Origin of the sequence: Cohnella sp. SGD-V74 (assembly GCF_003001675.1) — a bacterium.
In the GTDB taxonomy this organism is placed as follows: Bacteria; Bacillota; Bacilli; order Paenibacillales; family Paenibacillaceae; genus Cohnella.
In genome coordinates this window covers 62,453-76,694 of record NZ_PVYW01000017.1, presented here as the reverse complement: position 1 = coordinate 76,694, position 14,242 = coordinate 62,453, and the positions used below count along the sequence as shown (strand labels likewise).

Annotated in this window: 11 protein-coding genes; 10 read left to right on the top strand and 1 reads right to left on the bottom strand. The window is 55.8% G+C overall.

The window, feature by feature from the left end; genetic code table 11:
* Nucleotides 1–37: 37 nt before the first annotated feature.
* Nucleotides 38–1,243, bottom strand: a complete 1,206-nt coding sequence (locus tag B0G52_RS23755; protein ID WP_094047894.1) for a helix-turn-helix domain-containing protein — start codon at nt 1,241–1,243, stop codon at nt 38–40.
* A 378-nt stretch (nt 1,244–1,621) separates the two neighbouring features.
* Here B0G52_RS23755 and B0G52_RS23750 point away from each other — a divergent pair, with 378 nt between their 5' ends.
* The 10 genes from B0G52_RS23750 (at nt 1,622) to B0G52_RS23705 (ending at nt 14,219) form a co-directional block, all read left to right on the top strand.
* Nucleotides 1,622–2,617, top strand: coding sequence for an ABC transporter ATP-binding protein (locus B0G52_RS23750; protein ID WP_094047893.1), 996 nt, complete (start codon nt 1,622–1,624; stop codon nt 2,615–2,617).
* Nucleotides 2,618–3,436, top strand: a complete 819-nt coding sequence (locus B0G52_RS23745) for an ABC transporter permease (RefSeq protein ID WP_094047892.1) — start codon at nt 2,618–2,620, stop codon at nt 3,434–3,436. It abuts the gene before it with no gap.
* Entirely contained in the window at nt 3,420–4,220 is an 801-nt protein-coding gene (locus B0G52_RS23740) for an ABC transporter permease (protein ID WP_198960716.1), read from the top strand. Before B0G52_RS23745 ends, B0G52_RS23740 begins: the two co-directional genes overlap by 17 nt.
* A gap of 251 nt (nt 4,221–4,471) precedes the next feature.
* Nucleotides 4,472–6,757 (top strand): DUF5703 domain-containing protein, encoded by a 2,286-nt coding sequence (locus B0G52_RS23735; RefSeq protein ID WP_094047891.1) that lies wholly within the window; start codon nt 4,472–4,474, stop codon nt 6,755–6,757.
* Nucleotides 6,754–7,737: an ABC transporter permease gene (locus B0G52_RS23730; RefSeq protein WP_094047890.1), complete on the top strand. Its 984-nt coding sequence runs from the start codon at nt 6,754–6,756 to the stop codon at nt 7,735–7,737. The genes B0G52_RS23735 and B0G52_RS23730 overlap by 4 nt, the downstream gene beginning before the upstream one ends.
* 12 nt (nt 7,738–7,749) lie before the next feature.
* Nucleotides 7,750–8,631, top strand: coding sequence for a carbohydrate ABC transporter permease (locus tag B0G52_RS23725; RefSeq protein WP_094047889.1), 882 nt, complete (start codon nt 7,750–7,752; stop codon nt 8,629–8,631).
* Between the two features lie 84 nt (nt 8,632–8,715).
* Entirely contained in the window at nt 8,716–10,284 is a 1,569-nt protein-coding gene (locus B0G52_RS23720; RefSeq protein ID WP_143762623.1) for a type 2 periplasmic-binding domain-containing protein, read from the top strand.
* 169 nt (nt 10,285–10,453) lie between these two features.
* Complete coding sequence (locus B0G52_RS23715; RefSeq protein WP_094047887.1) at nt 10,454–12,205, top strand: sensor histidine kinase; 1,752 nt, start codon at nt 10,454–10,456, stop codon at nt 12,203–12,205.
* Nucleotides 12,198–12,992, top strand: a complete 795-nt coding sequence (locus B0G52_RS23710; RefSeq protein ID WP_158223840.1) for a response regulator transcription factor — start codon at nt 12,198–12,200, stop codon at nt 12,990–12,992. The genes B0G52_RS23715 and B0G52_RS23710 overlap by 8 nt, the downstream gene beginning before the upstream one ends.
* Before the next feature lie 105 nt (nt 12,993–13,097).
* On the top strand, nt 13,098–14,219 hold the full coding sequence (locus tag B0G52_RS23705; protein ID WP_094047885.1) for a fatty acid desaturase family protein: 1,122 nt from the start codon (nt 13,098–13,100) through the stop codon (nt 14,217–14,219).
* The last annotated feature ends 23 nt before the right edge of the window (nt 14,220–14,242 follow it).

Below are 14,242 nucleotides of genomic sequence, written 5' to 3'. Positions count from 1 at the left end.
AATCCTCCTCAAAGTGATAATCATTCTCACTGAATGATTATAATTCAGAGAACCTCCCGTCTCCATGGACGTATTCCAGATCGTCGTTTGGACATTTTCCGGTAAACATCATCAGCATTTCATTCAGCATGCGGTTGATCGAGAAGGCGGAGTATTCGAACCAGGGATCGGAAGGGATCGGATAAATCCGGCCGCCGTTCACCGCGGGGAGGGAACGCCATTCCGCCGAATGCTGAAGGGCCAGCCAAGCCGTCCGAGTCTCGGCGTCTGGACAGATGAGCATCAGAATGCGGTCGGGATCGAGCTGGCGAAGCTGCTGCAGACTGATTTTGTCGTTGTATACGTCGGCTTTCAGGCAGGCTGAATGAAGCTGCAAATCGTGATAGACGACGTCGCGAATGCCCCGATTGCAGTAAAGATGAATGCTGTTCCCGCACAGACGCAAGACGACGAACGAATCCATGCCGACCGCTTGGCCGACGAGATTGCGCGCCAGCTCGGTTTTGCGGCGGTAAGCCGTGATCCAGGCCTCGCAGCGACCCTGCGCGTTCAGGAACTCGGCGATCTGACGAAGCTGGGCCTCCCAGCCGAGCTGACGATCCGGCACGAACAAGGGGAGGGAGCGCCGCTCAAGAGCCGAGAGCAGACGAAGGTTGCGCGGCTGCTCGGAACCGATCACGGCATCGGGACGGCCCTTCAGCAGCTCGTCGCCGGTCTCTCCCGAATCGGCTTCACCCTGCTTGAGGTGGATCGGAATGCGGGAGAAGTAGGCGTTATAGTAGTAAGGCGTCCACTTGGCGTCGACCGGAGCGGCCACCGGCACGATTCCGAGCGCGAGCAAATATCCGACCGAGGAAGGGGAAAGGGCGGCGATGCGCCTCGTCGCGCTGCGCGGATATGCGGACGGGGGGACGCCCACTTCCTTCTTGAATTTGCGGCTGAAATAAAACTCGTCGTTGTAGCCGACCTTGCGCGCGATATCCCGCAGCAGCCCGTCCGTGTCCCGCAAATATCGTTTGGCCTGATAGATTCGAACTTCTGTCAAATAGTCGGTTACGCTTTGGCCGAAGTGTTTCTTGAACAGCTCTCCGAAATATTTGGGGCTGAGCGACGTCATTCCGGCCAGCTGATCCAGCGTCAGCGGCTCGTCGTAATGCTCGGCCACGTATTCGCGAATTTTTTCAAGTGAGCTCCGTATCGAATCCGCAGCCGTATCGTTTTCCGCGCGTTTCGTGAGACTCATGCTTTTCTCTCCTTGAATGAGAATGAGAATGATTATCATTATATATGGAGATTATAGACGATCGATGATTCGATGTCGAGTCCGCTTCCCGAGAGGCTTCGCGATCAAGAGCGGACTTTCTGAACAACCACTATAAAAATGTCTTGCCATTCCCGAACGTCCGGAGTAAAATCTTACATCAAACGGAAGGGTTTCTAGGGAGCCGGGAGCGAAGGGCGCGCAGCGCCGAGCTCGCCGAACCGAGCGAAACCGGCTGCGGCAAGGGCCGCGTTACACCGCGAGGGATAAAAGACCTTCGGCAAGTTCCGCTACTATGTGGCGGGGCGGGCCGGAGGTCTTTTTTGCTTTACCAAGGCAGAGAGATGAGGGGGAATCGAGATGCTGGCTTTGCAGACCAGGGGATTGGGCAAGACGTTTCGCGTGAAAAGAAAAGAAGCCGGGCTGTCCGGCAGCTTCCGCTCGCTCTGGAAACCGAACTGGGAGACGAAGGAGGCCGTGCGGGGCATTGATCTGACCGTGCGGGAAGGGGAGACGGTCGCCTTCCTCGGTCCGAACGGGGCCGGCAAGTCGACGACGATCAAAATGCTGACCGGCATTCTGCATCCTTCCTTCGGGGAGGCGGAAGTGCTCGGATTGACGCCGTGGAAGGAACGCGAGCGGCTCGCTTATCGGATCGGGGCCGTGTTCGGACAGAAGTCGCAGCTGTGGTACCATCTGCCGCCGATCGATACGTTCGAGCTGATCAGCCGCATCTACGAGCTGCAGCGGGACGAATACGTCCGGCGCAAGGATGAGCTGATCGAACGGTTCGAGCTTGGCCCGTATTTGCATACGCCGGTGCGCAAGCTGTCGCTCGGGGAGCGGATGCGCTGCGAGATCGCCGCCTCGTTCCTGCACGGGCCCCGCCTGCTGTTCATGGACGAACCGACGATCGGTCTGGACGCCGTCGTCAAGCAGCGCATCCGCGAGCTGATTCGCGAACGAAACCGCGTGGAAGGAACGACCGTGTTTCTGACCTCGCACGATGCGGGCGACGTAGAGACGCTCTGCTCGCGGGCGGTCGTTATCCATCACGGCGGCGTGCTCGTCGACGAGCCGGTCGAGCGGATGAAGCGGGAGGTGCTCAGCCGCAAGATCGTCACGCTGAAGCTGACCGAGGGGGCTGATCCGGCTGCGCTGCCGCTTATTGCCGGAACCCGTTGGGAGACGGAAGAGGAAGGCTGTCGGCTGGCGGTCGATCTGAAGCGCACGACGATCGAGCGCGTGCTGGGCGAACTGATCGGCCGGGTCGGGTTCACGGACGTCAACGTCGAGGACCCGCCGCTCGAGGAAATCATCAAGCACATCTACGGCATGAAAGGGGAGGCGGACTAGATGGACGGCGAGAGCAATCGGTGGGCGGTCGCGGGACGCAAGGCGGCCGCGGTCGGCAGAATCGCGTTCCGCCACCAGTTGGCGTACAAGACGGACTTCGCCATGCGCGGCTTCTTCCTGCTCTTCATCCTATTCGTCTTCATTCAGCTCTGGTCGGCCGCATATGAAGGGGATTTCTCCAAGTCGATCTCCGGCTTCACGCTGAAGCAGATCGTCTGGTATCTCGTCTTCACCGAGGCGCTGACGCTGGCGGCTCCGCCGCTGTGTTCCCGGATCGAGGAGGAAGTGAAGAACGGCGATGTCGCGATTCGGCTGATTCGGCCGCAGTCTTACGCAGGCTATCACTTCTCCGTCTTCGCGTCCGAGGCGCTGACCCGCTTCATCGTCCATCTGGCGATCGGCAGCGCCATCGCCTGGCCGTTCGTCGGACCTCCGGCGTTCGGCTACGGCTGGCTCGGGTTGCTGGCGCTCAGCGCGGGAGCGCTGACGGTGACGTTCCTGCTGCTGATGCTGGTCGGGCTGTGCGCCTTCTGGGTCGAGGAGACGAGCGGGCTGTACTTCGTCCTGCAGAAGCTGCAATTCACGATCGGGGGCATGCTGCTGCCGATCGACCTGATGCCGGAATGGCTGCAGCGCGTGTGCGCCTGGCTGCCGTTCCAGGCCGCGCTCTATTTCCCGGCGAGAATGGGCGTGCATTTCGATGCGGCGCTGCTCGCCAAGCAGCTTGCGATCCAGATCGGCTGGATCGTCCTGCTGGCGCTGGCCGTAAGCCGAATGTACCGGAGAGGAGTGAGCAAGCTGCATGTCAACGGCGGATAAACTCATGGCGAACGCCCGGTACGTATGGACCTGCTGGAAGGTCAATCTGGCGGCGATGGAGTACAGGCTCAGCTTCCTGCTGCTGGCCGGGATGATGTTCGTGAACAACGCGATCTGGCTGTTTTTCTGGAGCTTGTTTTTCGGCCGGTTTCCGGTCGTGCAGGGCTGGGAGCTTCACGACGTGATGCTGCTGTGGGCGGTCAGCACGGGAGGCTTCGGCTGGGCGGCGATGCTGTTCGGCAACTTCCCGCGAATCGCGGGCATCGTGGCGACGGGGCATCTGGACGTCTACCTGTCGCAGCCGAGACCGGTGCTGCTGAGCGTGCTCGTCAGCCGCTGCTCAGTAACGGCGGCGGGCGATTTCCTGTTCGGAATCGCCGTGTACCTGATGGTCGGGGATACGTCGCCTCGGGGCATGCTGCTGTTCGCGCTCGGGCTGCTGATCAGCGGCATGCTGTTCATCGCGGTGATGGTCGTCGCCGGCTGCTCGGCCTTCTGGATCGGCAACGCGGAGGGAATGACGCAGCAGCTGTTCAACAGCTTCATCGCCCTGACGACGTATCCTTCCGACATCTTCCGGGGTTTCGTGAAGCTGGCGCTGTTCTCGCTTGTGCCGGCCGGCTTTATCAGCTACTTGCCGATCGGCCTGCTGCGCGACTTCGACCCGCTGTTCGCGGCCGGCGCGGTGACCGCCGCCTGCGGATTAACGCTCGCGGGAGCGCTGCTCTTCCGCAGAGGGCTGCGCAGATACGCTTCGGGCAATACGATTGCGATGCGGAGTTGAGCGGTCGGGGGGCCTGTCCCTGACTGGAAGGCGGAGTATGCAGGCTTGACCCTATCGTACCGATTATCCCTCGCGGCCGCGAGGGATTTTTGCGCTGCGCAAGCTGCGCCAAGGCGCTTCGAACAGGTAGCCAAGGGCACGGGCAAATATGAAATTCGGACGGTTAGTATGAAGAATAAACCGTATAAAGTTCAAAGTCGACGGGAGTATAATCGGCCTTGTAAGCGCACACAAGAGAGGTGGTCACAGAGATGGCGATTCAACCGTTCCTGCGGGAGTACGACGTCGAGTGGACTTCGGAGAGCGGCAGCAGCTCCGAATCGATGCCCGTTGGCGGAGGAGATATAGGGCTTAACGTATGGGTTCAGGAGCATGAAATTAGGTTTTATGCCGGCAGAAGCGGAGCGCTGGACGAGAACAACCAGCTTCTTAAGCTGGGAAGGTTTCGCATCAGACTGACGCCCAATCCGTTCGACGGCTGCGATACGTTCAAACAGACGTTGAGGTTGGAGCAGGGGGCAATCGAGATTGAGGCCGTCCATCCGGAGCGGGGGCAACTGAAAGCGAAGCTGTGGGTCGAGGTGCACGAGCCTCGCGTTCATATCGAAATCGACTCCGAGCAGCCGCTCAAGGTCGAAGCCGGTTACGAGAGCTGGCGAACGGAGCGTCGCGTCGTAATCGATCGGGACCCTTGCGCTTCGCTCATCGATTATCCCGGCGAGGTGTTCACGTCGCCCGACATCGTAACTGTCGACGGGAACGAAATCTGGTTTTATCACCGGAACGATAACGAACGCCTCGTGACGGACCTGGAGATCGAGCTGCAGCAGCTAAGCGAGCATAAGGACCGGATCTATGATCCATTGCGGGATTTCATCTTCGGGGGGCGGATGTCGGGAGAAGGGCTTGTATACTCGGGTACGCAGCAGGGCGAGTACGAAGGCGCCGGCTATGTCCGCTGGTCACTGGCCAGCGCCGCCGTGAATACCTCCCATCGCTTGAACCTGCTGCTGCATCAAGGCCGATACGCGGAACCGGCCGACTGGAAGCAACGGGCGCTCCAGGCGATTGCCGAGGCGGCAAGCCCGGAACAGGCTTGGCGGAGAAACGCGGAATGGTGGAGCAGCTTCTGGGAGCGGGGCTATATCACGATCAGGGCAGAGAAGAAGGATGAGGACGATCCGGTCTGGCAAGTCGGCCGCAATTACCAGCTCTTCCGGTTCATGCTGGCCTGCAACGCTTATGGAAGCGATCCGACCAAGTTCAACGGAGGATTGTTCACCTTTGATCCGAAGCACGTTCATCCGAAATACGACGACGAGACGCCCGATTTCCGGCGTTGGGGCGGAGGCACCTTCACCGCGCAAAATCAAAGGCTGGTCTACTGGCCGATGCTGAAGTCCGGGGATTTCGAAATGATGACGCCGCAGTTCGAGTTCTACAAGCGGGCGTTGTCCACCGCGGAATGCAGAAGCGAAGTTTATTGGGGACACAGGGGAGCGGCCTTCGCCGAACAGCTAAACAATACGGGGCTTCCGAGCAGCCGGGAATACGGCTGGAAGCGGAGCGAGCAGTGCGAACCCGGAGTGGAGGATTCGGAATACGTCAGCTATCAATACGTTCATCAACTGGATTTCGCCTTCATGATTTTGCAATTCTATCGTTACAGCGCGAAGGATATCGGACAGTATATGCCTTTCGTGGAGAGCTCTGTGCGCTTCTTTTACGAGCATTATCGTTTCCGCGGCATTCAGCTGACGGGCGAGCCGTTCGACGCGAACGGATACTTGGTCATCTCTCCTTCGACCGCTTGCGAGATGTTCAAGAACGCGACCAACCCGTCAGACGTTATCTCCGGATTGCTGGCCGTCCTCACTGCGCTGCTCGCTCTGCCCGACGATATTGCGGAGTCCGCGAAGAAGCGCGAGTGGCTCGACATGCTGGAGCGCATTCCTCCTCTGCCGTACGAGGAGAAGGAAGGCAAACGAACGATCGCGCCGGCGGTATCGTGGTCTCATGTGCAGAATCAGGAAATTCCCCAGCTGTACCCGCTGTTTCCGTTCGGGGTGTTCGGTATAGGGAGACCGGAGCTGATCACGGCCAAGAATACGTGGAACTACAGCCTGTACCACGACAATCAGAAGAGTCATGTCAGTTGGCATCAAGGCGGGATCTTCACCGCGCAGCTCGGATTAACGGAAGAAGCGTCGGAATACGCCGTGAAGAAGCTGGCGGACGGCAACCTCAGGTTCCCCGCATTCTGGGGACCGGGACACGACTGGACGCCCGATCACAATTGGGGCGGCTCGGGAATGATCGGCCTGCAGGAGATGCTCATGCAGACGCACGGCGACCGGATTTACTTGCTGCCGGCTTGGCCGGACGATTGGGACGTGAGATTCAAGCTTCATGCGCCGATGAACACGATCGTAGAGGGAGAATACCGCGACGGGCAATGGCAATCGCTGATCGTGACGCCTGAATCCCGGAGCAAAGACATCGTGCGAATGAACGGCAAGAAGGGGGAGTTCGAATGAAACCCGAAGCGCAGCCGGCATCGGAGCGACCCCGGGTCTCTCATGGATCATCCGTCTGGACGACGTTCAAGAAACAGAAGGCCTTTCAGTTTTTCGTCCTGGCCGGGATGCTATTCCTTCTCGTCTTCTCCTACGGTCCCATGGTCGGTATTCTGATGGCATTCAAAGACTATCGCATCGTAGACGGAGTGGGCGGCATCTTCACGAGCGAGTGGATCGGGATGCGCCATTTCAAGGATTTCGTAACCGATTACAATTTCGAGACGTTGGTGAAGAATACGCTGATTCTCAGCTTTCTCAAGCTCTTCTTCTCGTTTCCGGTGCCTATCCTGTTCGCGATTATGCTTAACGAGATGCGAAGTCAAGTGTTTAAGAGAATCGTTCAGACCGTCAGCTACTTGCCTCATTTTATTTCTTGGGTCGTCGTAACCGGCATTTTATACGCCTTTTTCTCTACCGATGTGGGAATCATTAACGATATGCTGATGCAGCTCGGCATCATCGACAAGCCTCTCGACCTCTTGACCGATCCGAACTACTTCTGGGGCCTGGCGGTCGCGAGCTCGATCTGGAAAGAAGCCGGATGGTGGACGATCATCTTCCTGGCGTCGATCGCGGGGCTCGATCCTTCGCTCTACGAAGCGGCGGAAATCGACGGGGCGACTCGTCTGCAGCGCATTCGGCACGTAACGGTCCCGGGAATTAAAGGCTCCATCATCGTCGTGCTCATTTTATCTTTGGGCAACATTCTGGGCGGAGGTCTGGTCGGCTCCAACTTCGAGCAGTCGTTCCTGCTCGGGAATCCTTTGAACAGCGATACTTCGCAAATCGTGCAGACGTACGCCTTTAACGTTGGACTGGCACAAGGAAGGTTCGCCTTCGCGACCGCGATCGATTTCATTCAATCCGTGATCGCGCTGACTCTCATTCTTAGCAGCAACTATATCGCCAAGAAAGTATCCGGATCCAGTCTTTTCTAGGAGGTACGACCTGTGCGCAGAAAACGAACGACAGAGGACAGGGTGCTCGACAGCTTGAATTATGTCGCGCTGGCGTTAATCGGCCTCTGCACCTTTTACCCGTTCTACTATATTCTCATTTTGTCTTTTAACCAGGGAACCGATACGGCTTTCGGAGGCATCTATTTATGGCCCAGAGCCTTTACTCTGGACAACTACACGTACATCTTCAACGATGGCAAGTGGTCGAGCGCATTCGTGGTGACGCTTGCAAGAACGGTTGTCGGAGCCGGCTTGACCGTACTATTCACCTGTCTGGTCGCTTACGGGCTCAGCCAGAAAGGACTGCTGTTCAGCCGGTTTTATTTCATCTTCTTCATTGTCGCGATGAATTTCTCCGGAGGCCTCATTACCTATTACGTCTTGTTGAAAGGGCTGGGGCTGCTCAATACGTTCGGCGTATACGTCATCCCGTCCATGCTCAATCTTTTCTTCCTAATGGTCGCGATTTCGTTCTTTCGGGAAATTCCCGCAGAGATCGGGGAATCGGCACGCATCGACGGGGCCAAGGAGCTGCAAATTTTCTTTACGATCATCTTGCCGGTATCCTCGCCTCTGATCGCCACGATGGCGCTGTTCATGGGAGCGGGACAATGGAATTCCTGGCTGGACTCGGCCTATTTCGTTCAGAACGACGACCTGAGGACGATGTCCTACCGGATGATACAGATCATTAACCAATCGATGATTCCCACGGACAATGCGTCCGGTCAATATGCGGCGATGCGTCAGGTCACCGGCTTCTCTGTACAGGTCACCGCGATGGTCATCTCCGTAGCTCCGATCGTATGCGTGTACCCGTTCCTTCAGAAGTATTTCGTCAAGGGGATCATGCTGGGCTCGGTCAAAGGCTGAATGCCCCTTCAGGCAATATTAGAGCGATAAGCTTTAATATATGTTTCAAACGTGTCATCATTCATTCAGGGAGGGTAACAGAACATGAGAAGAAATAAGAGTGTTAAGGGGATGCTGTTGTTGCTGGCGGCACTGACCGTTGGCGTGGTCGGCTGCAGCAGCGGGAATACGAAGGGGAACGAGCCGGCGGCATCGCCTTCGGCAACGTCGACCGAGTCGGCGGCCAATCCGTCGTCGAATGAGGAATTGGTGGAGCTTTCGCTGTTCGTCGACCACTCCTGGTATCCAACCAAAGATTGGTCCGGCCCGATTCCGGAGGAGATTACGAAGAGAACGGGAGTTAAGCTGAATATCACGGTGGCCACCGACGAGAAGCAGCTGCCGCTGATGATCGCTTCGGGCGATTTGCCGGACCTGGTGTTCACCAGCAATCAGATCGTCAGAATGTCCGATCCGAAGCTGAGTCTGCCTTGGGACGACCTGATCTCGCAATACGCGCCGGACTTTGTCGTGGACGAGGAAAGAATCAAGCTGAATACGGCCAATGACGGCAAGATCTATACGGTATTGGGCGCGTATTCCACTCCCGAGGAGTGGGCCCAGTATCCGCTTGCTACGGACATGGGACCGGGAGTGATGGTCAGACAGGACATCATGGACAAGATGGGCAATCCGCCGTTGAACACGCTGGAGGATTTCAAGAACGTCCTCATTCGCGTCAAGAATGAGTACAAAGATCAAATTCCGCTCGTCATGAATCCCGCAGGTTGGATTCGCACGTATTTCTCTTCGCAATTCGGAGCGGCGAACGACGGTCTTGTCGAGAAGGACGGACAACTGATCCACTTCCTGAGACAGGCGGAGCTGCTGGAAACGTACAAATATATGAACAGCCTGTACAGAGAAGGGCTGATTACGGCCGAGAACTTCGCTTACAAGAACGAGGATCAGGCCAAGCAATTGGCGCTGTCCGGCAAAGCTTTCGCGTACGAATGGACGACGAACGGTGCTGAGACGTTTAACGCTCAAATTAAGGCGAATGGCGGAGATTACAGCTATACGCAGATCGTCAATCAATTGAACGATCAAGCGGCTATCTACAAAAATTCCGCGGGCTGGTCCGGAACGTTCATTACGAAGAATAACAAAAATCCCGAAAAATCCATCAAGCTGATGCAGTTCCTGTTTTCCGAAGAAGGGGATCGGCTGGCGAAATGGGGCATTGAAGGCGAGCATTGGAACTGGAACGAGCAAGGGTTCCCGGAGATGACTTACGATAAACTCAATCCCGAAGTTCAAAACAAGCTCGGCATCTACTGGTGGGCCAATCTCGTCGGTAAAGCGGTGAACGAAGGACTGTTCTACTATACGCCGGGAACGCAGACGGCCGCAGCGGAAGTCGACCAAGCGAAGATCAAAGTATATAATCCGTATATTTCCAAAGTAAAGCCGGATCCGGACTCCAGAGAACAAGTCATTCTGACCAATATCGGCGATATGTTGGAAAATCAGGAAGCGAAGGTGTACTTGGCCAAGACCGAAGAGGAAGCTGTTCAAGCCTACAATGAAATGCTTAAGAAAGCGGAAGACATGGGATTGGCGGATTACGAGAAGTGGGCAAACGAGAAGTATAACGAAGTAAAACCCAACTAAGGACTTAACGGGAACGACTCGAATGTCCTTCCGCCGATCGGAGGGGAAAGCTTCCGATTGACGAATGCGGGACATTCGGGTTATTCTCGTACGCAACCAGACGTAATTCGAAGGGGTCCTGGAAGTGGTGCTGCGTTCAGTGAAAGCGCTCTTAGCGGAGTTCAGAGGAATGAGAATCGTTCATAAAATGATTATCGGATATGTCGTCATCATCTGCATTCCGTTTATCATTTTCGGGTTCGTATTCTATAACCTTATCGTGCAGAACGTGCTGGACGAGTACTCGAGAGGCAGACAGAACTTCCTGGAGCAATCCAACCGGAATTTGAATATTAGTCTGGCGCAGTCCGAGGCGGCAACCAAACTTTTTCAGAATAACGATAGCATTATCGAGTATTTGGCGCGAAGACAGCTGACGGACGCCGATATGGTATTCACGTACTTGAAGGACATCGAACCTACGATTACGTACGCGGTGACCGGCAATCCGTTAATTGGCAGACTGTCGATCTACAATAACAACGAGGAGCAGCTTCCGCTTCCGCCTGACATTCAGCCGATTTCCCAGCTCATACGGAGCATTGCCGATCCGGAGAGATGGGAGCAACTGCGGGGGATTCCTCCGGGAAAAGGGAAGTGGTTCTACAGCGCGGGGACGGAAGACGAATTTCCGACGTTCAGCTATTACAGCAGAATATTCAACAACCAGTATTCCCATGAGCTCGGTCTGATCGAAATCGCGTTAAAGCCCGATGCCCTCAGGGAATTTTATGAAACGGTCAGCCTGGCCGAAGGTTCGTCTTATGTGATTGTCGATCAGACGGCCAAGCTCGTGTACAGAAGCGATAATTTCCCCGACGATCCGGCGCTTGCGAGCGAAATCGGGAAACTGGCGGCAAGCGATGCCGAGTATGTTTATTTGAGCGACAAGAAAGTGCTGCTGAATCGCATCCACTTGGGAACCTTCGGATTGGACAGCGTTCTGGTTACTCCCGTACACTCTCTGTTCAACGGCATGCAAGGCAGGGAGGGCATCTACATTGGCGTTGGCGTTCTGCTGCTTGTCGCGTTATCCCTCGTCTATTATAAATTTGCGGCTTCCATGGCGAAGAGAGTTATTCGGCTGACGAAACATATTAAACGGCTGAATCCGGGGCGTCCTGCGACTTTTAAGGGAGAGACGGGCAACGATGAGATCGGCGGGCTGATCCGCTCCTACAATGCGATGATCGAACTGAACAACGAGCTGTTCCATAAGGCGCACCGTTTGGAAATGATGAAAAAAGACGCGGAGTACAAAATGCTCGAAGCTCAAATCCGCCCGCACTTCCTGTACAATACGCTGGAATCGATGCGGATGCTGGCCAAGATCAACGGGGACCATCAGGTTGCGGACATGGCCTATACGCTGGGAGAGCTGCTGCGGTACAGTATTACGAAGAAAAATCCAGTGACCCTGCAGGATGAGGTCGACCACTTGCAGCGTTATATCGCCATACAGAAGATTCGGATGGAATCGCGGCTTATTTTCGAATATGAAGATAACGGAGCCGATCTGGGGAGCTTGATCTGTCCGAAATTTCTGCTGCAGCCCATTGTCGAGAACAGCATCATTCATGGAATATCAGGACTTAGAAGAACGGGAATCGTTCGTCTTGAGATTGCTCAGGAAGGACCGAGGATTACGATCTCCATTTCCGATAACGGTGTAGGCATTGCTGAGGATGAGCTTTGGAAATTGCGCTCCAGGCTCGATTCTCCCCTGCTGCAAATCGAGGGAGGAATCGGACTGCACAACGTGAACGAGAGAATAAAAGCTTTCTACGGCGAAGGTTCCGGGTTGTCTGTAGTCAGTCATGTCGATAAAGGCAGCACGTTTACGCTGGTACTCTTGGCAAAGGGCGGTGATAGAGATGATTAGGCTGTTGATCGTGGATGACGAACCGCTGATCGTCAGAGGGTTGGCCAATATGATCGCTCACGAGTATGACAGACCCACGCAAATCGAAACCGCGTACGATGCGATCGAGGCTCTGAGACTAATGGAAACGGTGCGCCCCGACTTGCTTATTACGGACATTCACATGCCGGAGATGGACGGTTTGGAGTTGATCCGCCACACGAAAGAGCGCAATCTGTGCGAACAATGCATGATTCTGACGGGATACGGGGAATTCGAATATGCGCAGACGGCGATTCGGTACGGAGTGGTCGATTACTTCTTGAAGCCGGTTAACCAAGCCGAGCTATTGCAAGCGGTTGGTCGAATGCAGGACCGGATCGAGAACGCGATAGTCGCTGCCGAGCAGGAGCAGGCAGACTCCGCGCCGGTCGGGATGGCCAATGCGATGAGAAGCAGCAAGAAAATCGCTCAGATCGAGAAGTATATTAAGAAACACTATATGAAGGATATTTCGCTGCAGGAAGTTTCGGAATCGGTAGGTTTGAATCCGAACTATGTCAGCGGACTCATTCATAAGGAAACGGGAACGACGTTCGTTCAATACGTTCATCGGGTGAGAACGTCGAAAGCGAAGGCGATGCTGGTAGAAAATCCCGATGTTGCGGTCGAACAAGTCGCCGTTAAAGTCGGCTACGAGAACAGCCGCCAGTTTTTTAAGGTTTTCAAGAAGTTTACGGGAGTAACGCCCGGAGTGTATCGCGAGAAAAATTCGGTCGCTGTAGGGGACGACAAATCGGAGGATTAGACCAATCGATATTTCTTCCGAACGGAATCGACTTCCGATTCCGTTTCTTTGGCGACGCCGAAAAGCAAATACAAAGCTGAGTGAGTTGTGGGAGGAGGTTAACGAATGAGTTCCTCGCAAGCGAAAAGGGATTACAGTCTTACGGGGCCCGAGGGCAAGAGAGCTCAGGAGCGGGGGCTGGTGGCGGCCGAATGGTACGCGACGCCGATTCCCCGCAAGCGAATGAAAGAGCTGATGAAGCGCAAGGACGGTCCGGCAATACGGGATACGATTGTATGGTTGGCGCTTCTGGCGGGAGCGGGCGTTCTGGCCTATTTGTCCTGGGGGACGTGGTGGGCGATACCGGCGTTTCTCGTCTACGGGATTTTGTATACTTCGCCGGGAGATTCCCGCTGGCATGAGTGCGGTCACGGCACGGCGTTCAAGACGCATTGGATGAACGAGGTCGTCTATCAATTCGCATCGTTCCTCGTCTTAAGACCGGCGACGCCGTGGCGCTGGAGCCATGCCCGCCATCATACCGACACTTACGTCGTGGGCCGCGACCCCGAGATCAACCAGCCGCGTCCGCCGGTGTGGCGCGTCATTATTATGCAATTCGCCCACCTGGTCGGGGGGCCGAAGGACATCAAGCGGATGTTTATGCACGCGTTCGGCATCGTTGGCAAGGAAGAGAGAGATTTCATTCCGGAAGCGGAATTTCGCAAGTCGTTCTGGGAATCCCGCGTGTACGTGCTCATCTTTGTCGGCGTAATCGCGGCTTGCGTGTACACGTCCAGCATTTTGCCGGCGATGTTCATTATTCTTCCGTCCTTCTATGGAGCGGGCCTGATGGTCGTCTTCGGGATGATCCAGCATCTAGGCCTGCATGAGGACGTGCTCGATCATCGGCTGAATTCCCGGACGGTATACATGAATCCGCTGTTCCGATTCCTGTACTGGAATATGAATTACCATATCGAGCATCACATGTTCCCGATGGTGCCTTACCACGCCCTGCCTGCGCTGCACGAGGAGATGAAGGCGGATTGCCCGCGTCCGAACCGCAGCACGTGGGAAGCGTTCAGGGAAGTGATATACGCCCTGCTGAAGCAGCGCAAGGATCGCAATTATACGATACAGCGGGAGCTGCCGCCGACGGCGCAGCCTTATCAATACGGACCGAAGCCGGCGAACGCAGAAGTGCCGGGAGATGCGGAGCGGATACGACCATCCGGGATGCGTTGACAAAACGCCTTGTAACTCGCAGA